At 71.4% G+C, this 25781-nt stretch carries 25 protein-coding genes and 1 pseudogene; 11 read left to right on the forward strand and 15 right to left on the reverse strand.

Annotation, left to right across the window (positions count from 1 at the left end; translation table 11 throughout):
- Window positions 1-8 precede the first annotated feature (8 nt).
- Window positions 9-698 (reverse strand): VIT1/CCC1 transporter family protein, encoded by a 690-nt coding sequence (locus WCE39_RS13600; protein ID WP_343277222.1) that lies wholly within the window; start codon window positions 696-698, stop codon window positions 9-11.
- Window positions 699-836: 138 nt separating this feature from the next.
- Between WCE39_RS13600 and WCE39_RS13605 the strand changes: the two are divergent.
- Window positions 837-2232: pseudogene (locus WCE39_RS13605) on the forward strand (glutamate--cysteine ligase).
- 50 nt (window positions 2233-2282) lie between these two features.
- Window positions 2283-5018 carry a phosphoenolpyruvate carboxylase gene (gene ppc, locus WCE39_RS13610; RefSeq protein WP_343277224.1) on the forward strand — a complete coding sequence of 912 codons (2736 nt, stop codon included), beginning with the start codon at window positions 2283-2285 and terminating at the stop codon, window positions 5016-5018.
- Between the two features lies 1 nt (window position 5019).
- On the opposite strand, the gene WCE39_RS13615 is transcribed toward ppc, so the two are convergent.
- Entirely contained in the window at window positions 5020-5745 is a 726-nt protein-coding gene (locus WCE39_RS13615; RefSeq protein WP_343277225.1) for a TylF/MycF/NovP-related O-methyltransferase, read from the reverse strand.
- Between the two features lie 157 nt (window positions 5746-5902).
- Here WCE39_RS13615 and WCE39_RS13620 point away from each other — a divergent pair, with 157 nt between their 5' ends.
- Together WCE39_RS13620 and WCE39_RS13625 are read left to right on the forward strand one after the other, a co-directional pair.
- Window positions 5903-6535: a glutathione S-transferase family protein gene (locus WCE39_RS13620; protein WP_343277226.1), complete on the forward strand. Its 633-nt coding sequence runs from the start codon at window positions 5903-5905 to the stop codon at window positions 6533-6535.
- A gap of 10 nt (window positions 6536-6545) precedes the next feature.
- Window positions 6546-7424, forward strand: a complete 879-nt coding sequence (locus tag WCE39_RS13625; RefSeq protein WP_343277227.1) for a universal stress protein — start codon at window positions 6546-6548, stop codon at window positions 7422-7424.
- Between the two features lie 75 nt (window positions 7425-7499).
- On the opposite strand, the gene WCE39_RS13630 is transcribed toward WCE39_RS13625, so the two are convergent.
- Both WCE39_RS13630 and WCE39_RS13635 read right to left on the reverse strand, forming a co-directional pair.
- Entirely contained in the window at window positions 7500-8147 is a 648-nt protein-coding gene (locus WCE39_RS13630) for a hypothetical protein (RefSeq protein ID WP_343277228.1), read from the reverse strand.
- A gap of 8 nt (window positions 8148-8155) precedes the next feature.
- The gene (locus tag WCE39_RS13635) at window positions 8156-9025 is read right to left on the reverse strand and encodes an alpha/beta hydrolase (RefSeq protein WP_343277229.1); all 870 of its coding nucleotides are present in this window, start codon (window positions 9023-9025) and stop codon (window positions 8156-8158) included.
- A gap of 89 nt (window positions 9026-9114) precedes the next feature.
- Between WCE39_RS13635 and frmR the strand changes: the two genes are divergently transcribed.
- The 4 genes from frmR (at window position 9115) to fghA (ending at window position 12177) form a co-directional block, all read left to right on the forward strand.
- Window positions 9115-9390 carry a formaldehyde-responsive transcriptional repressor FrmR gene (frmR, locus tag WCE39_RS13640; protein ID WP_343277230.1) on the forward strand — a complete coding sequence of 92 codons (276 nt, stop codon included), beginning with the start codon at window positions 9115-9117 and terminating at the stop codon, window positions 9388-9390.
- 71 nt (window positions 9391-9461) lie between these two features.
- Window positions 9462-10571 carry an S-(hydroxymethyl)glutathione dehydrogenase/class III alcohol dehydrogenase gene (locus tag WCE39_RS13645; RefSeq protein ID WP_343277231.1) on the forward strand — a complete coding sequence of 370 codons (1110 nt, stop codon included), beginning with the start codon at window positions 9462-9464 and terminating at the stop codon, window positions 10569-10571.
- A 9-nt stretch (window positions 10572-10580) separates the two neighbouring features.
- Window positions 10581-11291, forward strand: coding sequence for an NAD(P)H-binding protein (locus WCE39_RS13650; RefSeq protein WP_343277232.1), 711 nt, complete (start codon window positions 10581-10583; stop codon window positions 11289-11291).
- A 55-nt stretch (window positions 11292-11346) separates the two neighbouring features.
- Window positions 11347-12177, forward strand: a complete 831-nt coding sequence (gene fghA / locus WCE39_RS13655) for an S-formylglutathione hydrolase (protein ID WP_343277233.1) — start codon at window positions 11347-11349, stop codon at window positions 12175-12177.
- Between the two features lie 19 nt (window positions 12178-12196).
- Here fghA and WCE39_RS13660 read toward each other — a convergent pair whose 3' ends face one another.
- The 7 genes from WCE39_RS13660 to WCE39_RS13690 form a co-directional block, all read right to left on the reverse strand.
- Window positions 12197-12892 (reverse strand): Dph6-related ATP pyrophosphatase, encoded by a 696-nt coding sequence (locus tag WCE39_RS13660; RefSeq protein ID WP_343277234.1) that lies wholly within the window; start codon window positions 12890-12892, stop codon window positions 12197-12199.
- Between the two features lie 2 nt (window positions 12893-12894).
- A complete protein-coding gene (locus WCE39_RS13665; RefSeq protein ID WP_343256156.1) occupies window positions 12895-13236 on the reverse strand; it encodes a hypothetical protein in 342 nt (113 codons plus the stop codon).
- A 67-nt stretch (window positions 13237-13303) separates the two neighbouring features.
- Window positions 13304-14245, reverse strand: a complete 942-nt coding sequence (locus tag WCE39_RS13670) for a DegV family protein (RefSeq protein WP_343277235.1) — start codon at window positions 14243-14245, stop codon at window positions 13304-13306.
- Window positions 14246-14357: 112 nt separating this feature from the next.
- On the reverse strand, window positions 14358-14528 hold the full coding sequence (locus tag WCE39_RS13675; RefSeq protein WP_343277236.1) for a hypothetical protein: 171 nt from the start codon (window positions 14526-14528) through the stop codon (window positions 14358-14360).
- A gap of 72 nt (window positions 14529-14600) precedes the next feature.
- Entirely contained in the window at window positions 14601-16529 is a 1929-nt protein-coding gene (locus tag WCE39_RS13680) for an acyltransferase family protein (RefSeq protein ID WP_343277237.1), read from the reverse strand.
- Window positions 16526-17878: an amidohydrolase family protein gene (locus tag WCE39_RS13685; protein ID WP_343277238.1), complete on the reverse strand. Its 1353-nt coding sequence runs from the start codon at window positions 17876-17878 to the stop codon at window positions 16526-16528. Before WCE39_RS13685 ends, WCE39_RS13680 begins: the two co-directional genes overlap by 4 nt.
- Window positions 17879-17976: 98 nt before the next feature.
- Complete coding sequence (locus tag WCE39_RS13690) at window positions 17977-19407, reverse strand: amidohydrolase (RefSeq protein WP_343277239.1); 1431 nt, start codon at window positions 19405-19407, stop codon at window positions 17977-17979.
- 260 nt (window positions 19408-19667) lie between these two features.
- Between WCE39_RS13690 and WCE39_RS13695 the strand changes: the two genes are divergently transcribed.
- Window positions 19668-20444 (forward strand): AMP nucleosidase, encoded by a 777-nt coding sequence (locus tag WCE39_RS13695; RefSeq protein ID WP_343277240.1) that lies wholly within the window; start codon window positions 19668-19670, stop codon window positions 20442-20444.
- On the forward strand, window positions 20441-20992 hold the full coding sequence (locus WCE39_RS13700; RefSeq protein WP_343277241.1) for a DUF924 family protein: 552 nt from the start codon (window positions 20441-20443) through the stop codon (window positions 20990-20992). Before WCE39_RS13695 ends, WCE39_RS13700 begins: the two co-directional genes overlap by 4 nt.
- A gap of 133 nt (window positions 20993-21125) precedes the next feature.
- On the opposite strand, the gene grxD is transcribed toward WCE39_RS13700, so the two are convergent.
- Window positions 21126-22052: a Grx4 family monothiol glutaredoxin gene (gene grxD / locus WCE39_RS13705; protein WP_343277242.1), complete on the reverse strand. Its 927-nt coding sequence runs from the start codon at window positions 22050-22052 to the stop codon at window positions 21126-21128.
- 285 nt (window positions 22053-22337) lie between these two features.
- On the opposite strand from grxD, the gene WCE39_RS13710 reads away from it, so the two are divergent.
- Complete coding sequence (locus WCE39_RS13710; RefSeq protein WP_343277243.1) at window positions 22338-23135, forward strand: polysaccharide deacetylase family protein; 798 nt, start codon at window positions 22338-22340, stop codon at window positions 23133-23135.
- Window positions 23136-23175: 40 nt separating this feature from the next.
- Here WCE39_RS13710 and WCE39_RS13715 read toward each other — a convergent pair whose 3' ends face one another.
- The 3 genes from WCE39_RS13715 to WCE39_RS13725 are packed head-to-tail and all read right to left on the reverse strand — an operon-like array spanning window position 23176 to window position 25780.
- Window positions 23176-23877, reverse strand: coding sequence for a methyltransferase domain-containing protein (locus WCE39_RS13715; RefSeq protein WP_343277244.1), 702 nt, complete (start codon window positions 23875-23877; stop codon window positions 23176-23178).
- The gene (locus WCE39_RS13720; protein WP_343277245.1) at window positions 23874-24500 is read right to left on the reverse strand and encodes an SGNH/GDSL hydrolase family protein; all 627 of its coding nucleotides are present in this window, start codon (window positions 24498-24500) and stop codon (window positions 23874-23876) included. The genes WCE39_RS13715 and WCE39_RS13720 overlap by 4 nt, the downstream gene beginning before the upstream one ends.
- 5 nt (window positions 24501-24505) lie before the next feature.
- Window positions 24506-25780, reverse strand: a complete 1275-nt coding sequence (locus WCE39_RS13725) for an aminotransferase class I/II-fold pyridoxal phosphate-dependent enzyme (RefSeq protein WP_343277246.1) — start codon at window positions 25778-25780, stop codon at window positions 24506-24508.
- Between the last annotated feature and the right edge of the window lies 1 nt (window position 25781).

Below are 25781 nucleotides of genomic sequence, written 5' to 3' on the forward strand. Positions count from 1 at the left end.
GCGGCCGCTCAGGCCGCGATGTCGAACAGGGTGCCGATCAGCCCCGAGGCGGCCATCGCGGCCGCGCCCCAGAACATCACCCGCAGCGCGCCGCGCACCGGCGGCGCGCCGCCGAGCAGCGCCGCCCCGGCACCGGTCAGGCACAGCCCGGCCAGGGTCGACGCCGAGGTCGCCACCAGCACCTGCGCATGCGGTGCCAGCATCGCGGTGGCGATCGGCAGCGCCGCGCCACCGATGAAGGCCGCCGCCGAGGCCACCGCCGCCTGCAGCGGTCGCGGCTGCGAGAGTTCGTGGAACCCCAGTTCGTCGCGGGCGTGGGCGGCCAGCGCGTCGTGCGCGGTCAGCTGCACGGCCACTTCGCGGGCGAGGGCCGGCTCCAGGCCGCGTTCGCGATAGATCCCGGCCAGCTCCTCCAGCTCGCGCGCCGGATCCTCGCGCAGGCCCTCGCGTTCAAGCGCGAGGTCGGCGCGCTCGGTGTCGGCCTGGGAATGCACCGAGACGTATTCGCCCGCCGCCATCGAGAACGCCCCGGCCACCGTGCCGGCCACGCCGCTGGCCAGGATCACGCCGGCCGGCGCGCCGGCGGCGGCCACGCCCACCACCAGGCCGGCGATCGAAACCACGCCGTCGTTGGCGCCAAGCACCGCCGCACGCAGCCAGCCGGCGCGGCCGGCGCGATGATATTCGGGAGGTGGCACGGCATGGACTCCTCGGGTCGATTGCGTCGATGGCGGCGACGCTGCAATCCGGCAGCAGCCCCGGATGTTCGCGGGCCAAGGGATATAGTGGCGCACTCCGCGCATGACCGTGAATGGTCGCGCTGCCAACCAGCGTCGATGAGCCCGCCACGTGACCGATCCGAACCCAGCCACCCCCGACGCCCCGATCCGCTCGCGCGATGAACTCGTCGCCTACCTGGCCGCCGGCGGCAAGCCGCCCGCGGACTGGCGCATCGGCACCGAGCACGAGAAGTTCGGCTTCCGCCTGGACGACCTGCGCCCCCCGGCCTACGAGGGCGATCGCGGCATCGGCGTGCTGCTGGAGGGCCTGACCCGCTATGGCTGGGAGCGCGTGGAGGAGCACGGCAAGGTGGTGGCGCTGCTGAAGGATGGCGCCTCGGTCACGCTGGAGCCCGCCGGCCAGCTGGAGCTGTCGGGCGCGCCGCTGGAGACCATCCACGACACCTGCCGCGAAGTGGGCAGCCACCTGTTCGAGGTCAAGGCGGTGGCCGACGAGCTGCGCCTTGGCTTCCTCGGCATGGGCTTCCAGCCGAAGTGGGCGCGCGCCGACATGTCCTGGATGCCCAAGGACCGCTACAAGATCATGCGCGCCTACATGCCCAGGGTCGGCGACCTCGGCCTGGACATGATGACCCGCACCTGCACGGTGCAGGTCAACCTGGACTTCGCCAGCGAAGCCGACATGGTGAAGAAGTTCCGCGTCTCGCTGGCGCTGCAGCCCATCGCGACCGCGCTGTTCGCAGACTCGCCGTTCACCGAGGGCAAGCCCAACGGCTACCTCAGCTACCGCTCGCACATCTGGACCGACACCGATCCCGACCGCACCGGCATGCTCGACTTCGTGTTCGAGGACGGTTTCGGCTTCGAGCGCTACGTCGATTACCTGCTCGACGTGCCGATGTACTTCAGCTACCGCGACGGCGCGGACGGTATCAAGAAATACCACGACGCCAGCGGGCAGTCGTTCCGCGACTTCATGGAGGGCAGGCTGCCGGTGCTGCCGGGCGCGCTGCCGACCATGGCCGACTGGACCGACCACATGACCACCGCCTTCCCCGAAGTGCGGATGAAGAAGTTCCTGGAGATGCGCGGTGCCGACTCGGGTCCGTGGAACCGCATCTGCGCGCTGCCGGCGTTCTGGGTCGGGCTGCTGTACGACGACGCGTCGCTGGACGCGGCCTGGGACCTGGTGAAGGACTTCAGCCTGGCGGAACGCCACGCGCTGCGCGACGGTGTGCCCAGGCATGCGTTCAAGCTGCCCTTCCGCGGCGGCACCGTGCGCGACCTGGCGCTGCGCGCGCTGGAGATCTCCGCCGCGGGCCTGGCCCGCCGCGCCCGGCTCAACGAGCAGGGCCAGGACGAGCTCCACTTCCTCGACCCGCTGGTCGAATTCGCCCAGGCCAACGAGACCCCGGCCGAGCGAAAGCTCGCGCTGTATCACGGCGAGTGGCAGGGCGATATCGATCGCGTGTTCCGCGAGTTTGCGTACTGAGCGGAGCAGAAACGCTCTTCCCACACACCCTGCCGGTGTAGCCTTCAGGCATGAATATCACTGCCGGAAGCCCCGACCTGCCGCTGCGCGAGCAGCTCGATTTTGCCGATACCGACGCGCTGCTGCGCGACGACGTGCGCCGCCTGGGCGCGATGGTTGGCGAGATGCTTGCCGAGCAGGTTTCGCCCGCGCTGCTGGACCAGGTGGAGTCGGTGCGGCGGGCGGCGATCGCGCGGCGCGAGGGCGGGGAGCCGGTGGATGCGCTGGCGGCGGAGCTGGCGCGGGTGTCGCCCGGGAATGCCGATGCGCTGGTGCGCGCGTTCTCGGCCTGGTTCGGTGCGATCAACCTCGCCGAGCGGGTGCATCGCATCCGTCGCCGCCGCGACCACCAGCGCAGCGACGAGGGCCCGCAGCCCGGCGGGCTGGAGGCCGTGCTCGCATCGCTGCATGCCGACGGCGTCGGGCTCGATGAACTGCAGGCACTGCTGCCGCGGCTGTGGGTCGAGCCGGTGTTCACCGCGCATCCCACCGAGGCCGTGCGCCGTGCGCTGCTGGCCAAGGAGCGCGTGATCGTCGAGCGGCTGGTGGCCGACATCGACCGCGGACGCACGCCCGAGGAGCGGCTGAGCGACGAGTCGCGCATCCGCCAGGCGCTGGCCACCACGTGGCAGACCTCCGAAGCGCCGATGCTGAAGCCCACGGTGACCGACGAGGTCGACCACATCGGCCACTACCTGGGCGTGCTGTTCCGGGTGCTGCCGGCGTTCTACGAAGTCTTCGCCGACGCCGTGGAGTCTGCATGGGGCGAGCGCATCGAACTGCCCGACGTGCTGCGCTTCGGCACCTGGGTCGGTGGCGACATGGACGGCAACCCCAACGTCGGCGCCGCGACCATCGAGGCCGCGCTGGCGGCGCAGCGGGCGCAGGTGCTGGGCCAGTATCGCGACGAGCTGCGCGCGCTGGGCCAGGTGCTGACCCAGACCCGCGACCGCGCGGGCGTGGATGCCGGGATCGAGGCGCGCCTGGCGGCCTACCGCGACCTGATGCCCGACGCCGCCGCGAAGCTGCGCGCGCGGCAGGCCGACATGCCCTACCGCCAGCTGATGGAGCTGATGTCGGCGCGGCTGGAGGCGACGGCGAACGAAGACGGGGCCGCGGCTGCGCATGCCTACGCGGGCGCGCCGGCGTTCCTCGCCGACCTCGACATGATCGACGCCAGCCTCGCCAACCACCGCGGCGAGCATGCCGGCCGCTTCGCGCTGCGGCGGCTGCGGCGCCGGGTGACGAGCTTCGGCTTCCACCTGGCGGCGCTGGACCTGCGCCAGGATTCGGCGGCGCACGATGCCGCGCTGGGTGCGCTCGAGGGCATCGGGGACTGGTCGGACCAGTCGCTGGACAGCCGGCTGGCGCGCCTGCATGCCCTGATCGAATCGCCGCGGCCGGCGGTGCCCGGCGCGGAGGCCGCAGCGTCGGCGCTGGACGTGTTCCGCACGGTGACGTCGGCGCGCGCGCGCTACGGCGCCAACGCCTTCGGGCCCTACATCGTCAGCATGAGCCGCACCGCCGCCGACGCGCTGGCGGTGCTGGCGCTGGCGCGCATCGCGGGCTGCGTGGAGGACGGCGAAGTCCCGCTCGACGTCGCCCCGCTGTTCGAAACCGTCGACGACCTGGAAGCCGCTGCCGGCGTGATGCGCGCGCTGTTCGACGATCCCGTCTATCGCCGCCACGTGCGCGCGCGCGGCGACCGCCAGGTCGTGATGCTGGGCTATTCCGACAGCGCCAAGGACAGCGGGCTCATGGCCTCGCGCTGGGCGCTGCAGCGCGCCCAGGTGGACCTGATGCGCCTGGCGCGCGAGGCCGGCGTGCGCCTGGTGTTCTTCCACGGCCGCGGCGGTTCGGTCAGCCGCGGCGGCGGCAAGACCGGGCGCGCGATCATCGCCGCCCCGCGCGGTACCGTCGGCGGCCGCCTGCGGGTGACCGAGCAGGGCGAGGTGATCCACCGCAAGTACGGCATCCGCGCGCTGGCGCTGCGCAACCTCGAACAGATGACCGGCGCCGTGCTGCGCGCCAGCCTGCGCCCGCGCCCGGCGGAGGCGCGCGTGCGCGGCTGGCGCGCCATCGCCGACGTGCTGGCCGCCGATTCGCGCGCCTGCTACCGCGCACTGGTGCACGAGGATCCCGGCTTCAACGCCTACTTCCGCGCCGCCACGCCGGTCGACGTGATCGAGCGCCTGCAGATCGGCTCGCGTCCGTCGCGCCGGCGCGACGGCGGCATCGCCAACCTGCGCGCGATCCCGTGGGTGTTCTCGTGGTCGCAGAACCGCTCCGGCCTGACCGGCTGGTACGGCGTGGGCCATGCGCTGGAGCGCGGCATCGCGCTGCACGGCCTGGAGACGATGGCCGAAATGGCGCGCGACTGGCCCTTCTTCGCCGCCATGCTCGACGACGTCGAGATGCTGCTGGCCAAGTCGGACATCGATATCTTCGAGCGCTACTCGCGCCTGGCCGGTGATGCGCATCCGGCCTTCTTCCCCGGTATCGCCGCCGAGTTCGCCCGCACGCGTGACGCGATCCTTGCGATCAAGGGCCAGGCCGACCTGCTGGACGACGATTACCGCCTGCGCCTGTCGATCCGCCTGCGCAATCCCTACGTCGACCCGATCAGCCTGCTGCAGGTGGAGCTGCTGCGCCGCTGGCGCGAAGGCGGCCGCGAGGAAGGCGAGCTGCAGCGCGCGCTGTTCGCGACCGTCAACGGCATCGCGGCGGGCATCCAGAACACCGGGTGATTCAGGACGCCGGGGCGCTGCCCTGGCGGACGCGGAAGGCGGCCGATGCCAGCGATCTCAGCGCGATCACCGGTTCCAGGACCAGGCCGCTCTCGCCCAGGAACTCTTCAATCGCCCGTGGTTCGTGGTCCACCGCCAGCAGGTCGTCGAAGTACAACAAGGTGCCTGGCTGCAGGCTCGTCGCGAGCCTGCGCAGCACGAAGATGGTGGAGGAATACAGGTCGGCGTCGAGGTTGACGACCAGGTGTTCGTGCGCCGGCAACACGAAACCGGGGAGCGTGTCGCTGAACCAGCCCTTGTGGAGGTGGACGCGGGCATCCTCGATCCGGGGCAAGTGGCCCAGGGTGTCGAACTGCCCCTGCTGCCAGTTCCAGCCCGACTCGGGCAGGCCCTCGAAGCTGTCGAAGCCATGAAGCTCGCTGCGAGGATGTCGAAGCGCGCGACTCCAGTGGCGGAGGCTCTCGCCACGATACACCCCGAATTCCAGGTACAGCGTCTGGCGGTCGGCGACCTCGGCGGCCAACGCGTCGAAGAGTTGCTCCCGCGTCCACGCAAAGCGGGTAAAGCCGAAACCCTGGTTCTTCATCCAGCTCGCAAGCTGGATGTAATGCGTGGCGGTCACCATGCGTGTGCGCAAGCTGCGGGGCATCAGCGCCGTGCCGACGGTCAAGCAGTACTTGAAGCCTTCTTCGAGCCGGTCCGACCACCGCGCTTGCAGGCTGTTCATGGTGTTCTCGTAATCCGTTGCCCCCCGGCCTCAACAACGTTGTCCAGCGGCGGGATCGGTCACTGCCTGGCCGCTGGAGGCGAGTGGGGCGGTCGGCGGGATCGCTGGCGCGGCAAGGGGTATCGTGTGCTCCAGCCAGCAGACACGGGAACAGGCAATGACCGACAGTGAACTTGTCTTCCACACCAATCCGATGTCGCGCGGGCGCATCGTGCGCTGGATGCTCGAGGAACTCGGCGTCCCGTACCGCGCGGTGGTCCAGGACTACGGCACGTCGATGAAGTCGGCGGAGTACCTGGCGATCAATCCGATGGGCAAGGTGCCGGCGCTGCAGCACCGCGGGGTCGTGGTCACGGAGGCGGCGGCCATCTGCGCCTACCTCGCCGACGCCTTCCCGCAGGCGGGCCTGGCCCCGGCGTTCGACGATCCGCTGCGCGGCACCTACCTGCGCTGGATGTTCTTCGCTGCCGGCCCGGTCGAGGCCGCGGTCACCGCCAACGCCCTGGGCCAGCTTCCGCCGCCGGAGAAGGCCGGCTTCGTCGGCTACGGCAGCTACGGACAGACCATGGATGCGCTCGAGCTGGCCGCGGCGTCGGCCTCTCCGTGGCTCCTGGGCGATCGCTTCAGCGCGGCCGATGTCTACGTCGGCAGCCAGGTCGATTTCGGCCTGGCGTTCAAGTCGATTCCGGAGCGCCCGGTCTTCGTCGCATGGGCCGAGCGCCTGCGCGAACGCAAGGCCTACCAGCGTGCGCGCGCCATGGACGACGCGCAGCTTCCGGCCAGGGCTTGAGGGCACCGCGATGACAGCAGCCGGCACATCGGACCAGGTCGCCAGCGGGCCGGTGGTGGCCGCGCTCGACGCTTCGCTGCTTACCCGTGATGTCTGCCGCTATGCCGCATGGGCGGCGCAACGCCTTGCCGCGCCGCTGGACTGCTTGCACGTGGTGGAAACGCGCCGCGCGCGGAGCAAGGCGGGTCCGGTGGCCGAGATCGCGCTGGACGCAGGTACCGCGCTGCTCGACGAGGCCGGGTTTCTGGAGGCCAGCGGTGCGCTCGCGGGAGACGCCCGTGGACGCCTTCTGCTGCAGCAGGCGACCGCGCTGGCACGGCAGTCGCGTGACCTCCCGGTGCGCGCGCTCATGGGCCACGGCCAGCTGGTGGAGGTGCTCGACAGCGCGTCCACCGGCGCCGCGCTGGTGGTCATGGGCCGCCGCGGCGAGCAGTCCGAGTTCGAGAAGGCGCGCCTGGGCAGCCAGGTCCAGCGCGTGGTGCGGGGCGTGGAGCGCCCGCTGCTCGTGGCGCTGCGCGGTTTCAGGGAGATCCGGACCGTGCTCGTGGCCTTCGAGGGCAGCGAGCGCGGACGCCGCCGCCTGGAGTGGGTCGCGCGCAGCCCGCTGCTGGCCGGCCTCGACATCCACCTGGTGCTGGTGGGCGATGGATCCGCACGGCCGGCACTGGACTGGGCGCTGCAGACGCTCGCCGACGCCGGCATGACGGCGGTGGGCAGGATCGTGCAGGGTGATCCGCAGGAGATGATCGGCCTGCATGCCGACGCGGTGCGCGCCGACCTGCTGGTGATGGGCGCCTACGGCCGTTCGCGCATCCACCAGCTGCTCATGGGCAGCACCACCTCGATGGTGCTGCAGGAGACCCGGATCCCGGTGGTGCTGCTGCACTGAGCGCTGCGTTGTCGCAGGGCGGGTCGTGATGACGGCCGCTGCCTCTGCAGCGCGCGCAACGCGTGGGAACAGGCCTCAGGAGGCGCCGGCCGGCAGCCCTTCGCAGGAGCGTGCCAGCAGCGTGGCGAAATCGATGCCGGTGCAGAAGTCGGCGAAGCGCAGGTCGTCGAAGCGCACCTGGTGCACGACCTTGCCGCCCTGCGCTTGGTTGAAGCGCGCGTCCAGCGCCGCCATCACATCGCTGCGGACCAGCAGCGGATGGTTGCCTTCGGCCAGGCGGGTGACCAGTGCGTCTGGACGGGGCAGCGGCGGTGACTGTTGCACGCGGCGGAGGTGCGGTGCCGCTGCGTCCATGGCCTCCCCTGCGGCAGCCCGGCGCGGCTCCGGAATGGTGGACACCGGTGGAAGTTCGAGCACGAAGCTTGCCAGCGGCACCCTGCCCACCACGTTCACCGCCTGCCAGTCGTGGAGCACGCCGGCGGGCGTGTGCAGTGCCACCGGCACCGTCTGCAGGTTATCGGCACCGTGCTCGCGCAGGACGTCGATCAGCTCGCGGTGGAACAGCGGCGTCAGCGCGCGCACCAGCATCAGCGGCGAGGACGTTTCGCAGCGGGCCTGGATCGGCGCGGCCGGAAGCCGCGCCAGCGGCAGGCCGGCGTGCCAGCCGTCGTGCGGACCGAGGTCGAGCGTGTGGATGAACTTGGGCAGGAGCAGGTCGTACATGTCCGGCGCTACCGGGGGGCTGTCTGGCCGCCATCCCGGAACAGCCACAGCATCGCGCGCCGGTAGGCATCGCCGATGCTCGCGGCGTGGGTGCCTTCGGGGAGCACGAGCAGTTCGACGTCCCACGGCGCATCGGGTCGCTGCTGCCAGGTCGCCGACCATTCGGCGGCGTTGCGGACCCGCTCCGGCGTATCCCGCGCGCCGCTGGCGACGACCAGTCGCAGGTCGTCGCGCCGATGGGTGGCGGGCGCGTCGAACAGCTGTCCGCGCGCGGGCGCCAGCGAGGGATTGCTGGCGATCCGTGCCCAGAACAGGTCCGGATCCCGGATCGCGGACCAGAGCACGAAGTAGCCGGCCCGCGACTGGCCGACGAGCACGCGGCGCGCGGGGTCGGCGCGGTAGCGGCGCTCCACTTCCGGCAGCAGCTGCTCGCGCAGGAAGTGGTGGTGGGCTTCGGCACCGCCCTGGTCGGGCGCGGTGTCGGCGCCGGCGGCGGTGAAGTCGAAGTGGCGCTTGTTGACGGACGGATCGAAGCCGCCGTAGGCAAGGCCGACGATGATCGCTTCCGGCAGGCCTTCGTCGTAGCCCAGGAACAGGTGGGTCGGGGCGAGGAGCGGGAACAGGCTGTCGCCGTCGAGCAGGTAGACCACGGGCCAGCGGCGGCCGGGATCGGCGTCGTAGCCCTCGGGCAGGCGCACGTGGACGTGGTGCGTGCGGCCGGTGGCCTCGGCGACCAGGGGGAAATAGCCACCGGCGAGGGCAGGGAGATGGGCGAGCGCGGGCCGGTCGCCCGGACCTGCCCTCTCCGCTGCCGTCGCGCAGCCGCCGATGCAGGCTGCCAGCAAGGCCACCACCATGGCTTCAAGGAACGGTTTCATGTCGGGAATCTAGCACCCGCGCAGCCCCGAGGTGGATGCCGACACGCCTTGGTCATATACTACCCCCCACTATCTGGAGCAGGACCGGCGTGCCCCATTCCCCGGAGGAAAAGAAGAAGGTCCTCGCCCGCATCCGCCGCATCCGCGGCCAGTGCGAGGGGCTTGAGCGCGCGCTCGAGGCCGGCGCCGAGTGCGGACCGGTGCTCCAGCAGATCGCCGCCATCCGCGGCGCGGTCAACGGGCTGATGAGCGAGGTGCTGGAGTCGCACCTGCGCGAGCAGTTCGGACAGGCCGCGCACGACGACGACGAGCGCGCCGGTCGCGTGGCGGAAATGACGGGACTGATCCGCTCCTACCTGAAGTGATCCATCGCACCGGAGTCGCTGCGCCACGCGCGGCGGCCCACCCCCACCGTCGCATTGCAGGAGTTGTGACCATGAAGACCCGTGCCGCCGTTGCCTTCGAAGCCGGAAAGCCGCTCGAGATCGTCGAGCTCGACCTGGAGGGCCCGAAGAAGGGCGAAGTGCTGGTGAAGATCACCCACACCGCGCTCTGCCACACCGATGCGTTCACGCTGTCGGGCGAGGATCCGGAAGGCGTGTTCCCGGCGGTGCTGGGTCATGAGGGCGCGGGCATCGTGGTGGAGGTGGGCGAGGGCGTGACCTCGGTGAAGCCCGGTGACCACGTGATCCCGCTGTACACCGCCGAGTGCGGCGAATGCCTGTTCTGCAAGAGCGGCAAGACCAACCTGTGCGTGGCCGTGCGTGCCACCCAGGGCAAGGGCGTGATGCCCGACGGCACCACCCGCTTCAGCTACAACGGCCAGCCGGTGTACCACTACATGGGCTGCTCGACCTTCGCCGAACACACGGTGGTCGCCGAGGTCTCGCTGGCCAAGGTGAATCCGGACGCGAACCCGGAGCACACCTGCCTGCTCGGCTGCGGCGTGACCACCGGCATCGGCGCGGTGCACAACACGGCCAAGGTGCAGGAAGGCGACACGGTCGCCGTGTTCGGCCTTGGCGCGATCGGCCTGGCGGTGATCCAGGGCGCGAAGCAGGCGAAGGCCGGGCGCATCATCGCCATCGACACCAACCCGTCGAAGTTCGGGCTCGCGCAGGAGATGGGCGCGACCGAATGCGTCAACCCGGGAGACCATGACAAGCCCATCCAGCAGGTGATCGTGGAGATGACCGGCTGGGGCGTGGACCACAGCTTCGAGTGCATCGGCAACGTCGAGGTGATGCGCGCGGCGCTGGAGTGCGCGCACCGCGGCTGGGGCCAGAGCGTGATCATCGGCGTGGCCGGCGCGGGCAAGGAGATTTCGACGCGCCCCTTCCAGCTGGTCACCGGCCGGAAGTGGCTGGGCACCGCCTTCGGCGGGGTGAAGGGCCGCAGCGAGCTGCCGGGGATGGTCGAGGACGCGATGAAGGGCGACATCCAGCTCGCGCCGTTCGTGACCCACACGCTGCCGCTGGAGCGCATCAACGAAGCCTTCGACCTGATGCATGAAGGCAAGTCGATCCGCACCGTCATCCGGTACTGAGCCGGCGACGTGAACGAAGGCGGCGGGAGGGACACGGCCACTGCCACGGGCACGGGCACGCCCACGGGCACGCGCCGCGTCCTGGTGGCCGGCGCCAGCGGCCTGGTCGGGCGCGCACTGGTCGCGCGCCTGTGCGCCGATCCCGGCGTGGCCGAAGTGCATGCGCTGCTGCGCCGCCCGCTGCCGCTTTCGTCGCCGAAGCTGCGGCTGCACGTGGTCGATTTCAGCCGCCTGCCGCAGCTGCCGCCGCTGGACGAAGCCTTCCTCGCGCTCGGCACCACGATCCGCGTGGCCGGCAGCCGGGCGGCCTTCCGTGCGGTGGACTTCGACGCCAATCTCGCGGTGGCCCGCGCGGCGCTGGCCGCGGGTGCCACGCGGATCGGCCTGGTCAGCGCGATGGGCGCGGACTCCGGCTCGCGCGTGTTCTACAGCCGAAGCAAGGGCGAGCTCGAGGACGCGCTCTCGGCGCTGCCGCTGGATGCCCTGGTGATCGCGCGGCCCTCGTTGCTGCTCGGCGACCGCGACGTGCTGGGCCAGCCGCGGCGCCGGGGCGAACACCTGGCGGCCGGCCTGGACCGCTGGCTGCGGCCGCTGCTGCCAGCGCGCCTGCGCGGCATTGCCGCGGAGGATGTCGCTGCCGCGCTGGCCGATGCCCTGCCACAGGCCCGCGGGCGCAGGATCCTCGGGTCCGCCCACATGCAGGGCGCCGTGCTTGGCTGAACCGCCGCCGCGACCATCCATCCACATCCACGCACCAACCTTCCGGAGAATCACCATGGAACGCATCGAACACCGCGCCAGCTTCGGCGGCTGGCAGGACGTCTACCGCCACCGCTCCGAGGTTCTCGGCTGCGACATGACGGTGGGCGTGTACTTCCCGCCGCAGGCTGCCGACGGCCCATGCCCGGTGCTGTACTGGCTCTCGGGCCTGACCTGCAACGAACAGAACTTCATCACCAAGGCCGGCGCGCAGCGCTACGCCGCCGAGCACGGGATCATCCTCGTCGCGCCCGACACCAGCCCGCGCGGCAACGACGTCGCCGATGCGGAAGGCTACGACCTCGGCAAGGGCGCGGGTTTTTACGTCAATGCAACGCAGGATCCGTGGTCGAAGCACTACCGCATGTACGACTACATCGTCGAAGAATTGCCGGCCTGGGTCGAAGCCGATCCGTCGGCCAGCGACCGCCGCGCGATCAGCGGGCACTCGATGGGCGGGCATGGCGCGCTGACCATCGCCTTGAAGAACCCCGGTCGCTACAAAAGCGTCTCGGCGTTCTCGCCGATCGTCGCGCCGTCGCAGGTGCCGTGGGGCGAGAAGGCCTTCGGCGCCTACCTCGGCGACGACCGCGAGGCGTGGAAGCAGTACGACACGGTCGAGCTGGTGAAGACCGCGAAGGAAAGGCTCCCGCTGCTGGTCGACCAGGGCGACGCCGACGAGTTCCTCGACAACCAGCTGCGTCCGCAGCTGCTGCAGGCCGCCTGCGAGGCCGCCGGCCATCCACTGACCCTGCGCATGCAGCCCGGCTACGACCACAGCTACTACTTCATCGCCAGCTTCATCGGTGACCATGTCGCGCACCATGCGGCGGCGCTTCGGGGCTGAGACGCAGCAGCCTTTTTGCTCAGGCTTCTGCCTTTACCCGGTTCGCCAGCCAGAAGTCCGTATACGCGAAGCGGTCATCGCGCAGCACGGTGTCGCCGCGCTCGAGCGTGAGCGGTGCGCTGAACATCGGGCCGTCGCAGACGCAGGTGTGGAACTCGCCGTTCTCGCCGCAGGGGTCGATGTCGGGCGGCAGGGTGTCGAGCAGGGCCGCGTCGAAGTTTCGGCCGGCGAACGCGGAGTCGAGCTGCCGGGTGTCGACGCAGCACAGGGTCGCGCGCAGCCCGCCCGCGATCATGTCGCGCGCCAGCGCCGAGGTGTCACGGCCGAAGAGAGGGAAGGCGGCGGTCCAGCCCAGCCGCGTGCACAGCGCCTCGCGCCAGGCGCGGATATCGGCCAGCAGCAGGTCGCCGAAGGCGAGGCGGTCGATGCCCGGCCAGCGCGTGCGCGCGGTGTCCAGCGCCGCCGCGAAGGCCGCTTCGTAGCACGCGTTGTCGCAGGCTTGGGGAATGCGCGATTCGATCAGCGGCAATCCCGCCGCCGCGGCCTGCGCGCGCAGCACGTCCACGCGAACGCCCTGCATGGACGCACGTTCGTGGCCTTCGGTGATCGTGCAGAGCAGGCCGGGCACGTCGACCCCGTCGCGCCGCATCGCATGCAGCGCCCAGGCCGCGTCCTTGCCGCCGCTCCATGCGAGCAGCACGGGCCGGCGGTCCACGTTCAGCCGGCGCGGACGTCGCGCAGTTCCCAGGCGGAGCCGGCCAGCAGGCGCATGCGGTGCTTGAAGACGTCCCCACGCAGGCTGGTATTGGCCACCAGCTCTATACGCTTCTCGCGCTGGACGCCCTCCACGGTGGCCGCGGGATCGGTGGCGCCGAGCAGCGGGTCGACCTCGTCCGGCTCGTCCTGGGTGGCTCGCCAGCGTTCGAACAGCTGGTCGCCGCGCAGCGCCTCCTGCAGGTCGCGGGCGAAGCCCTCGGCACCGTGCGCGGTGAAGGCAAGTTCGCCCGCTGTACGCGCGGCGGCCGGGTCGGGGATGGCGATGAAGTAGCGGGTGGCCATGGCGGCGTCCGTGGTGTGGCGATCGGGCAAGCTTAGCGACCCGCCGTTAACCTCGCGTTGCGCGGCCTCACGCGAAGGCGTGGTCCCTGGCCGCGAAGCCCACCACCACGGCGCCACGGCCGACGTTGACCATGCCGGTGGTGCTCATCACGCTCTCGAACACGTCCACGTTCTGGTCGACGCAGGCGTCGCGCAGGCGTTCGTAGCCGGGAAGGCCGCGCATCTCGTCCAGGTGGCCGCCGTAGCAAAGCGTGACCGTCGGGGTCATCAGCCCGGCCTGCACGCGGCGCGTGGCGAAGTCGAACATCTTCTCCACCGCGGGTTCGAAGCCCTTGATCTTGGCCACCGGCCCGGTCTCGCCGCGATAGCCGCGCAGCACCGGCTTGATGTCCAGCGCGGTGCCGAGCGCGGCGCTGAGCATGCTGATGCTGCGGTCGCCCTTGGCGCGCGCGCGGTTGCGGATGTAGTACAGGTCTCGAGGCACCAGGTAGCCGTACGTATTCTGCGCCAGCTCTTCCAGGCGGGTGCGGATGCGCAGCGGGGCCTCGCCGGCGGCGCGCAGGCGCGCGGCCTCGACCGGCAGGATGCCCTGGGCGCAGAACAGGTTCTGGGTGTCGATCACGCGCAGCGCGAAGGGCGTGGTGTTGCCCGCCGCCGCGCGCGGCTGCTTGTAGTCGTTGAGGATCATGTAGCTCGCCTTCTGCGCGTTGGAGAAGATCGGGCTGCGTGATCCGGTAATGGTCATGCAGAAGACGTAGTCGTAGTCCACCACCAGGCGCTCCAGGAACAGGTCGCGGATCTGCTCGGGCGTGTACGGGATGGTTTCCGCGCTGGCGCCGCGCTCGGCGATGTGCGACTCGAGGAAGGCCAGCGTCCGGGTTTCGTCGCGGTGGTCGGCCTGCACGGCGTCGCCGATGCGCACGGTAATGGGCAGCAGCTCGACCTGCTCGCGCTCGAGGAACTCACTGGGCAGGTCACACGCTGAATCGACGACGAGGCCAATGCGCATATCGCCGGGCTCCTGGGAAGACGGGGCGATCCTCGCACGAGCCGTGCCGCTGGTCACGCTGCGGGCGTGACGTCGCACACTATCGGGGCGTTCGCCGGGCGCGTGCCCCGGCTCAGCGGTTCGGGGTCGGCTCGCCCCGGCGCCGGGCCTCGTCGGCTTCGAGGCGTTCGCGGTGGCGGATGAACAGCGGTACGCCGATGCCGATGCCGATCATGATCAGCGTGCCGGCGATCAGCATCCAGCCGACAGGGCGGGCGATGACTTCGACCAGGACAGGATGCATTGCGGGTCTCCCGAGGGGTTCGGGGCGATGATCGGCCGCGGCGTGCCGAGGCGTATTGACCGTGGTCAATGCTCAGTCCAGGGCGTCCAGCACCCCGTCGGCGACCCGTCGCGATGCGCGCGGGCCGAGGTGGCCGTAGTCCCAGGTGGTGAGTTCGCCGGGATCGTCGACGTAGACCAGGCAGCCGCGCAGGTCGCACAGCCGGTCCAGCGCGGAAACATGGGTGACGCCGGTGCGCCCGGCCAGCGCGGTGGCCAGCGCCCGGTCGAGGACGCCGGGTTCGGGCAGGGTCTCGCCGCGCAGGCGCTGCGGCACGCGCAGGAAGGGGGCGGCGTCGTAGCGCCGGACCAGCAGCTTCGGCAGCCACTCGCGCCAGCGCGGCGCGGGACCGACCACCACGACCTGGCGCACGCCGGCGTCCTGCATCGCGACGATGGTTTCATCGAGGTCGCGCAGGACCTGGGCGGGGTCGACGTAGTCGTTGGCGGTCCAGTAGCTGAAGAGCACCGCGTACTCGGGCTGCAGCTCGGCGATGCGTGCGATCACCCAGGCATTGCTCTCGCGGCAGAACGGCTTGGCGGATGACAGGTACGGCCTGCAGCCGCTGCGCGTGAACTGGGCCAGGCGCAGGCGATCGCCCGCGGCCTCGCGCAGGCCCGGATAAAGCAGTGCCGCGTGCGAGTCGCCCCAGATGGCCACCATCGGCCGCGCCACCGGACCGGGCGGGTCGACGCACTCGGGCAGGAACATCGCCGGCTCGCCGCTGGCGCCGGTCAGCGAACACCGGCCCTCGCGGCTCGGCGCCCGCCAGTCGTAGCCGTAGTTGGCATAGGCGCGCACGGGCTCGCCGGCGCGTGACTCGACCCCGCGCAGGCCCCACAGCGCCAGCGATGCGAGCAGCACCGCGGCCATCGCCGGCAGCAGCACGCGCAGCGCCGTGCGCGCGGGCAGGCGGCGGCGCAGCGGCCGCTCCACCAGCCACCACGTCAGGCCCGCGAGCGCGAACGCCAGCGCGACCAGGGCCAGGCGCAACGGCGCGCCGATCTCGCCGGTGGCGTGGATGCGGGCGAACGACAGCAGCGGCCAGTGCCAGAGATACAGCGGGTAGCTGACCAGTCCGATCCAGACCACGGCCGGCCGTGACAGCAGCCAGCGCAACCACGGCGCGCCCGGCATGGCGGCCAGCATCAACAGGCAGCCCGCGACCGGCAGCAGCGCGCGCCAGCCGGGGAACGCCACCTGGTCGTCGAAGGCGAAGCAGGCCGCCAGCACCAGCGCGAGTCCGCCCACCGCGGCGGCTTCGGCGAACGCGCGACGCGGCGGGGCCGCCGCCCGCGCGCCCGGCGTCCGCAGTGCCCACCACGCGCCGGCCAGAAGCTCCCAGAAGCGGGTGAAGGGCAGGAAGAAGGCGGCGCTGGGGTCTTTGCGGGTCAGCAGCAGGCAGGCGACCAGCGACAGGCCTCCGGCGAGGACGGTGGGACCGCGCAGTCCCGCGCCCAGGCGGGCGGCCAGTACCAGGAGCAGCGGCCAGGCCAGGTAGAACTGCTCCTCGACGCCCAGGGACCACAGGTGCAGCAGCGGCAGGGTGTCGGCCACGGGCGCGAAATAGTCGGCGTCGGTCCAGAACGCGACGTTGGCGACGAAGGCCGCGGACGCCGCCGCGTGCCGGCCCAGCCGGGCGTAGTCCGAGGGCACCAGCAGCCACCAGCCGGCCACCAGGCAGGCGGCCAGCACCAGCGCCAGGGCCGGGAACAGGCGGCGGATGCGCCGCACGTAGAAGGCGCCGAGCCGGATGCGCCCGCTGCCGGCGAGTTCGTCGCGCAGCAGCGAGGTGATCAGGTAGCCGGAGATGACGAAGAAGACGTCGACACCGACGAAGCCGCCGGGCACCAGGCCCGGGAACGCGTGGTAGCCGATCACCGCGAGGACGGCGACGGCGCGGAGGCCATCGATGTCCGCGCGATAGGCCAGCCCCTGCGGGTGGCCGGCGGCCGTGGTCACCGCTGGCCGGCGGCCGGATAGGCGCGCGGCAGCTCGCCGCGGGCGGCGTCGGGCTCCGCGCGCAGGTAGCGATCGCGCAGTTCGGTCTGGCGCGAGCGCATGTCGATCGCGCGGCCGTCGAACCACACCCGTTGCGCAAGGCTGGCGACGTCCAGCGGGTCGCCGTCCCAGAGCACCAGGTCGGCGCGCAGGCCGGGAGCGATCGCGCCGATCTCGCCGTCGATGCCGAACGCGCGCGCCGGCACCCGGGTCAGGCCGGCCAGGCCGTCCTCCCAGGCCAGGCCGTGGGCCACGGCATTTCCGGCCAGCTGGCGCAGCTTGCGCGCGTTGTGCGAGGCGTCGCCGGCCTGGGTGAAGCCGACCTCGACGCCGGCCGCGCGCAGCACCGCGGCGCTGTGCAGGCTGGCGTGGATGCGGTCGAAATTCGCCGGCAGGTTGTCGAGCGGATCGACGAACACCGGCACCCTGGCCGCAGCCAGTTCGCCGGCCACGCGCCAGGCTTCGCCGCCGCCGCGGATCGCGATGCGCACGCCGTGCTTCTTCGACCAGCGCAGCAGCTGGCGGATGTCGGCGGCGCGGTCCACGGCCACCACCAGCGGGCGGTCACCGTCCATGTGGCGGCGCAGGGTGTCGCGTCCTGCAGGCGTCAGCAGCGCCGCGTGCGAACCGGCGTCGATCCGCCCGCGGGCCTCGTCGACCAGCTGGTCGAGCAGCATCCACTGCGCCGCGCGCGAGCCGCCGCTGAGGCCGGAGGCGCGACTGCCGAGGTCGATGAAGAGCAGCTTCGGGCCCGCCGGCTGGTCGCCGCCGTCCAGGCGCATGGCCGCGCCCTGGCCACCGATGATCGACCCGCCGGCGCCGGTGCCTGCGGACAGCAGGGTGAAGCCGATGCCCTCGACGCGCGCCACCGGCAGCAGCAGCGAGTCCGGGTTGTAGGCAAGGGTGACGTCGAACTCGGGGCGCACCACCATGTCGTGCGCGCTGCCGCCCAGCGCGAGCGTGCCGTCTGTGGTCGCTTCCTCGCCCGACACCTCCTCGATGCCGATGCCGGTGATGCCGCCGAATAGCGTGGGCGTGACCGGCTTGCCGCCGGCTTCGACCACGGTGGCGCCGCTGGCGTCCAGCCCGGTGCCGACCGCGGCGATGCGGCCGTTGCGCACCAGCACGTCGGCGCCCTGCAGGGTGCCGCGTTCGGTGGCGGTGTGCACGGTGGCGTTGCGGATCAGCAGGTCCTGGGCGGCGGCGCCGGCCGGGCCGAGCAGGACTGCAGCGATCAGCAGCCAGGCCCGCACTGGTGGGAGCGGCCAGGCCCGCCGTGGGAGCGGCCATGGCCGCGATCGGGGTGCCATCGAATCGCGGCCATGGCCGCTCCCACAAGGGGTGGTTCCACAGAGGCTGCTTTCACAGGGGCTGCTGCCACAGGGGGTGCTGGCACGATGCTGGCGGCTCATCGGGCGCCTCCCGCGGCGGAGCCGCGGCCGAGCATGAAATCCGAACGCGGTTGGCGCGCGGGGTCGTGGCGGTCGTAGACGGTCGCGCCTTCGATCCAGACCTGTTCGGCCAGCGCGTAGGAGCTGAAGGGATTGCCGTTCCACAGCACCACGTCGGCCATCTTGCCCGGCTCCAGGGTGCCGGTGCGGTCCGCGATGCCCATGGCTTTCGCCGGATTGCGGCTCAGCCAGGTCATCGCGTGTTCGGGGCTGATATCGATACCCGCGCGGCGCGCGTTCGCGATCACCTTCGCGGCTTCCTGGTTGAGGCGCTGGATGCCCTCGTCGGAGTCGGAATGGACGATCGCACAGCCGCCGGGCGCGCGGTCGACAATGGCGATGTTCTCCTGGATGCCATCGAAGGCCTCCATCTTGAAGCCCCACCAGTCGGCCCAGAGCGCGCCGCAGACGCCGTCGCGGCCCAGGCGGTCGGCAATCTTGTAGGCCTCCACGGCGTGGTGGAAGGCCGCGACCTTGAAGCCGAACTCGTCGGCCAGATCGAGCATGGTCACCATTTCGTCGGCGCGGTAGCAGTGGATGTGGACCAGGATCTCGCCGTCCATCGCGCCGGCCAGGGTTTCGAGCTTGAGGTCGCGCTTGCCATCCTTGCCATCGTCCTTCGCGCGTTTGTCGCGGTAGTCGGCGGCGTCGATGAAGGCGGCGCGGTAGCCGGCGACGTTGCCCATGCGCGTGGCCGGGCCGCCCTTCTGGCCGTAGACGCGCTTGGGGTTCTCGCCGCAGGCCATCTTCAAGCCGTGCGGGGCGCCCGGGAACTTCATCGCCTGGTAGCTGGTGGCGGGCACGTTGCGCAGGGTCACGCCGCGGCCGCCGACCAGGTTGGCCGAGCCGGGCAGGATCTGCAGCGTGGTGACGCCGCCGGCCAGCGCGGCGTGGAAGCCGGGATCCTGCGGCCACACCGAGTGCTCGGCCCAGACCGCGGCGGTGACCGGCGAGGTCATCTCATTGCCGTCGCTGTGCGAGCGCGTGCCGGGGCTGGGGTACACGCCCAGGTGGGAGTGGATGTCGATGATGCCGGGCGTGACCCACTTGCCGCTGCCGTCGATGCGGATCGCATCCGCCGGCACATCCAGGCCGGTCCCGACGGCGACGATGACGCCATCGCGCATCAGCACGTCGGCGCCATCCAGTCGTGCGCCCGCACCGTCGAGCACGGTGGCGCCGCTGACCAGCACAGGCGCGCTGGCGATTCGCCGGTAGGTGCTGGGATAGGCGTCGCCGGGCGAGCCGGACGCGCCGGTCGCGGCGGCCGCGGAGTTCCTGCGGTCGCCGGCATCCCCGCGGTCACCCGCCGCGCTGGTGGTTGCGCAGCCGGTGGTCAGCGCAAGGGTGAGCGCCGCGGCGAGCGCGGCCTGTGCCTTCAGTGTCATCGGTGTTCCCCGTGGTTCGCCACCCACCGTATCCGCGCCGGAGGCCTTGCGGCAATGGCCGGAAGTCGGGGGGCGGTCATGGCGGGTATCGCGGCCATGGCCGCTCCCACAAAAGGTCCATGGCCGCTCCCGCAGAAGGGACAGGGTGCTCGCGCGGCGGCCCTGTGGGGCGCAGCAGCCGCGATCCGCGCGGTACCCCTGTGGGAGCGGCTATAGCCGCGATCCGTCATGCCAGAATCAACGCAAACAAGGAGGAACGGATGAAGGAAAAAGAACACATCGTCGAGAACTGGCTGCCGCGCTACACCGGCGTGCCGCTCGACGGCTTCGGCGAGCACATCCTGCTGACCAACTTCGGCGGCTACCTGGGCCACTTCGCGCGCCTGACCGGCGCCGAGGTGGTCGGCATGGACCGCCCGATGCCCAGCGCCACCGCCGACGGCATCACCATGATCAACTTCGGCATGGGCAGCCCGAACGCGGCCACCATGATGGACCTGCTGTCCGCGATCAGTCCCAGGGCGGTGCTGTTCCTGGGCAAGTGCGGCGGGCTGAAACGGAAGAACCAGCTCGGCGACCTGGTGCTGCCGATCGCCGCCATCCGCGGCGAGGGCACCAGCGACGACTACCTGCCGCCGCAGGTCCCGGCGCTGCCGGCGTTCGCGCTGCAGCGCGCGGTCTCGACCTCGATCCGCGATGCCGGCCTCGACTACTGGACCGGCACCGTCTACACCACCAACCGCCGCGTCTGGGAGCACGACGCCGCCTTCAAGGAGCGCCTGCGCGCGATGCGCTGCATGGCCATCGACATGGAGACCGCGACCATCTTCGCCGCCGGCTTCGCCAACCGCATTCCAAGCGGCGCGCTGCTGCTGGTCAGCGACCAGCCGATGATCCCCGAAGGCGTCAAGACCGAAGCCTCCGACGCGCAGGTGAGCACGCGCTTCGTCGAGGGCCACATCCAGACCGGCATCGAGGCGCTGCGCCTGATCCGCCGCCACGGCAAGTCCGTGCGCCACCTGAGGTTCGACGAATGAACGATGCAACTGCGCTGCCCACGGCGGGCGAGGTGGTCGGTTTCTGGCGCGGGGCCGGCTACGAAAAGTGGTTCCGCGGCGGCGACGCCTTCGACGAAGAAGTGCGCCTGCGGCTGGAGGCCGCGCACTTCGCCGCCGCACGCCGCGAGCTGGAAGGCTGGATGGAGGACGCCGAAGGCGCGCTTGCCCTGCAGATCCTGCTCGACCAGGTGCCGCGCAACATCTTCCGCGGCAGCGCGCATTCCTACGCCACCGATCCGCTGGCCCTGCACTACGCGCGGCGCATGACCGAAACCGGGCTGGACCAGGAGGTCGAAGAGGGCCTGCGGATGTTCTGCTACCTGGCCTTCGAGCATTCAGAACGCATCGCCGACCAGGAAGACGCCGTGGCGCTGATGCGCGACCTGGGCGAGATGGCACTCGACTACGCGGTGCGCCATTTCGACGTCATCGAGCGCTTCGGCCGCTTCCCGCACCGCAACCACGCCCTCGGCCGCGCGAACACCGCCGAAGAGCAGGCCTGGTTGGACGCCGGCGGCGGCTTCTGAACCCGTGTGGGAGCGGCCACGGCCGCGATCGCCGCTATAGCGGCTCCCACAGGAATGGGAGCGGCGCTTCGGGGCGGGTGTTGTGGGAGCGGCCATGGCCGCGATCGCCGCTATAGCGGCTCCCACAGGGGCATCAGTAACGCGGGATGCTGCCGTCGACGTGTTCGGACCAGGCGTCGATACCGCCTTCGACGCTGTAGACCTCGCGGAAGCCGAGCTGGCGGAAATGCTCCGCCGCCTGCGCGCTGCGGCCACCGTGGTGGCAGACGAAGGCCAGCGGGGTGTCCTTCGGAAGGTCCTCAAGCGCGCCGGGGCCGGCGTCGAGGGTTGAATGCGGCACCGGCACGGCGGCCTGCGCGCGCTCGTCGGCCGGGCGCACGTCGACGAGGCGCAGGCTGCCGTTGGAGGCGCGCGCCTGTGCGTCGACCGGCGCCAGCGCGCGCACCGCGGGCGGCGCGTTCGGGTTCTCGATCACCAGGCCCTTGCCGCGGGCGTCGTCGGCCCAGTCCACGATCAGGCCATCGGCGCGGCGCGCGGCGGCCACGTCCACCTGCACCGGGATGCCGTTGCAGTCCACGGTGATGGCGTTCGCGTTCGGGGTGGCCAGCGCCAGTCGCGTGCGGAAGTCCGGGGCGATGTCGATCTGAACGGCAAGGTCGCCACCGGCATCGTCGATGGCCTTGCGCAGCATCGGGTGCGCGGCCGGGGTGATGGTGATGGCCGGCGGCGTGCGGTCCGGCGGCGGCAGGCCGACGGCGGCGTGCAGTTCGCCCGAGTTCGCCATCTGCTCGATGATGTCGCTGCCGCCGACCAGCTCGCCGCCGATGTAGAGCTGCGGGATGGTCGGCCAGTTGCCATAGGCCTTGATGCCTTCGCGGATCTCGCCATCGGCCAGCACGTTGATATGCGCGTAGGGGACTTCCAGCGACGACAGCGCGGCCACCGCCTTGGACGAAAAGCCGCACTGCGGCGCCTGCGGATCACCCTTCATGAACAGCACGATGCGGTTGGCTTGCAGCAGCTCGTCGATGCGCTGGCGGAGTTCGGGGGCAAGGGACATGGCGGGCACCGCGGTGTTGTGTGTGGGCCGCATAGGGTACTCCCCGCGCCTCGGCACGGCCTTGACCCGCATCATCGACACGCGGCGTGCGACACGCGACACCGACACGCGACACCGACACGCGCCAGGCGGCAGGCAGCAGGCAGCAGGCAGCAGGCGGCAGGCGACACGCGGCCTGGCCGTGGGCCAAGGGCCAACTTTTGCGGGCCGGGCCTTTGTGGGAGCCGCTACAGCGGCGAATGCGGCAAGCCACTGCAGCCCCGATTCCCATGCCACCATTCCCGGATGCCCCCAGATTCCCGCGATTCCCGCCATCCCACGCTCCACGCCGTTCCCGGCCATCCCCACGCCTGGGCCTGGCTTGCGCTGCTGCTGCACGCCGCCGTGGCCATGGCCTGGTGGCAGCTTGGCTGGCGCTGGGGCCTGCCGCTGCTGCTCGTGCTTCACCTCGGCTTCGTCTGGGGCACGTTGCGGCCCGGATCGAGGCTGTTCGGCCCTGTCGCGACCCGCTTCGACACCGCCGCGCCGGAGGTCTGGCTGACCATCGACGACGGCCCGTCGCCGGACACGGCGGCGATCCTCGACCTGCTCGATGCCCACGGCGCGAAGGCGACCTTCTTCCTTGTCGGCGAACGCGCACGGGCACTTCCCGACCTGGTGCGTGACATCGCCGCCCGCGGCCACGGCATCGGCAACCACAGCCACACCCACCCGCAGGCCCGCTTCTGGGCGCTGGGCCCCGGCGCGATGCGGCGCGAGATCCTCGACTGCCAGCAGGTCCTGACCGGGATCACCGGGACCGCGCCGCGCTGGTTCCGCGCCGTGGTCGGCCACGCCAATCCCTTCGTGCACGCGCCCCTGCGCGAGGCCCGCCTGGCCCGCCTGGCCTGGAGCGCCCGCGGCTACGACGCCGTCGAATCCGACCCCGCGCGCATCACCGCCCGCATCGCGCGCGACCTCGCGCCCGGCGCCATCGTGCTCCTGCACGAAGGCGCCCCGCACGGCCGAAGCGTCGAGATCATCGCCGCGGTGCTTGGCGAGGTGCAGCGTGGGGGCTGGCGGGTGGTGGTTCCGGAAGGGTGAGGGCGCTTGATCCGGCAGCCCTGATCCCACGACCCGGCGATCAGTCCCGTTCCGCCACGATCAGCCAGTTGTTGAACGGGGTGTTCCCGTACAGCGGGCGGAATGCGACGCGCAGCCCCGCGCCACCCAGCCGCGATTCCAGTTCCGCCCGCGTCGGATAACGCTTCGGCACCTCCTGCATCCAGCCCGCGAGGTGCGCCAGGCGATCGGTGATGCGCGTGGTGCGGCCGCGGCGCGTGTCGTCTCCCAGCCCGCTGCGGATCACCAGCCGCGCGCCGGGCGTCAGCATTGCCGCGGCGTCGGCCAGCAGCGCGGCCTGGGCCTCGGCGTCGAGGTACTGCAGCACGTCGAGGATCGCCACGCTGCCCGCGTGCGGCGGCCAGCCGTCGGCCAGGTCGACCACGTCGAAGCGCGCGCCTTCGGCGAGGCCGCTGCGCGCGGCGATGGCCCGGCCGCGATGGATCTTGTCGGCGTCGATATCGACCCCGTGCCAGGGCATCGACTGCCCGTCCATGCGCAGTGCGTGCAGCAGCAGGCCCAGCCCGCAGCCGAGGTCGAGGACCGGCGCCGTGGTGCCGCGCAGCGCATCGAGAACGCCGGGATACAGCGGGTCGGTGCGCAGCTTGGACAACGTGTAGAAGTAGTCGTAGCGGTTGCCATAGAAGCGTGGCGGCAGGAAGGCGCGCGCGATCGTGCGTGCTTCGTCCGGTGGGAAGGGTGCGTCGGCGGAGCGTGCGGTCATGGCGTCGTCCTTGGCGGCTGCAGCAGGTGGCGGGCGACCGGCAGGGCCAGGCGCGTCCACTCGGCGTACAGGGTGGCGGAAGGATGCAGGCCGTCATCGGCCAGCATCGCGGACTCGGCGCCGCGCGTCCGGCTGACCGGCGCGATGTCGACGAAGGCGACGCCGCGCGCCTGGCAGAGGGCGTGCGCGGCGGCGTTGTAGGCATCGAGTTCGCGCGCGATCGCGCCGCGGTCGCGCCCGGACGCGGCGCCGAACGGGGTCACGCCCCAGTCGGGGATCGACAGCGCCAGCACGCGTCCGCTGCGACCTCCGGCAAGGCCGATGCTGCGCTCGAGCAGCGCGGTGAACCCGCGCGCGTAGTCGTCGACATCGCGTCCGCGGTACTGGTTGTTGACGCCGGCCAGCAGGCTGGCGAAATCGAACGGACCCGGCGGGTCGGCGGCATCGATGGCAGCGTCGAGTTCGTCGGTGGTCCAGCCGGTGGCGGCGATGGTCAGCGGGTCTTCGAGCGCGATGCCTTCGGAACGCAGTGCGCGGGCGAGCTGGTGCGGCCAGCGGCCAGCGGGCTCGACGCCTTCGCCGATGGTGTAGGAGTCGCCGAGGGCAAGATAGGAGAGCGGCATCCCTGTCAGGCCGTCGCGGGATTGATCGCGGCTGTAGCCGTTCCCACAGGTGCCGCCTTCGTGGCGGCGCGGCGCGCCAGCACACGGTCGATGCGGCGGAACACTTCGCGCAGCTGCTCCGGTTCGGGCAGCAGGGTGACGCGGAAGTGGTTGCGGTAGGGGACGTTGAAGCTCGACCCGGGCACTACCAGCACGTGCTCGGACTCAAGCAGTTCGAGCGCGAAACCGTGGTCGTCGAAGCCCTGCGCCGCGGCACCGACCACGGCCGGGAACGCGTACAGCGCGCCTGCGGGCACGCGCAGCTCCAGGTGCGGGCTGGCCGCGCAGGCCTCGGCCACGATGCGCCGCGCCTCGTGCAGGCGGCCGCCGGGCGCCACCAGCGGGCCGATGGTGTCCAGCCCCGACAGCGCGGCCGGCACCGCGAACTGCCCCGGCACGTTGGCGCACAGGCGCAACGCGCCCAGCAGGTCGATGGCCTGGCGGTAGCCGCGTGTGGCGTTCGCATCACCCGACAGCAGCGCCCAGCCGATGCGCCAGCCGCAGGCGCGGTGCACCTTGCTCAGGCCGCCAAAGGACAGGCAGGGCACGTCGCCGGCGATCGGCGCCAGCGGCTCGAAGCGCGCGCCGTCGTAGGTGATGCCGTCGTAGATCTCGTCGGCCATCAGCAGCAGGTCGTGGCGGCGGGCGATCGCGGCGATGCGCTCCAGCAGCGCGCGCGGATAGCTCGCGCCGGTGGGGTTGTTGGGGTTGATCAGCACGATCGCGCGCGTGCGCGGCGACACCAGCGCCTCGATCTCGTCGGGGTCGGGCAGGAAGCCGTTTTCCACCCGGCAGCGGTAGTACACCGGGCGGCCGTCGTTGAGGATGGTCGAGGCCGACCACAGCGGATAGTCGGGCGAGGGCAGCAGCACCTCGTCGCCGGGATTGAGCAGGGCGCGCAGGCTGATGTCGATCAGTTCGCTGACGCCATTGCCGATGAAGACATTGTCGGCCGAGGCGCCGGGGGTGCCGCGCGCGGCGTGGTGCAGGGCGATGGCCTCGCGCGCCGCCGGCAGGCCCTGCTGGTGCGCGTAGGGATCGGTGTCGTGGATGTGGTCGGCGATCGCGCGCTGCATGTGCTCCGGCGCGCGGAAGCCGAAGGCGCCGGGGTTGCCGATGTTGAGCTTGATCAGCACGTGGCCTTCGGCCTCGAGCTCGCGGGCGCGGCGCGCGAGCTCGCCGCGGATCTCGTAGCGCACCTCGGTCAGGCGTTCACGGGTGGCGAGCGGCGGCTTGGACATG

This window comes from Luteimonas yanweni (assembly GCF_039548475.1).
Lineage (GTDB): Bacteria > Pseudomonadota > Gammaproteobacteria > Xanthomonadales > Xanthomonadaceae > Luteimonas.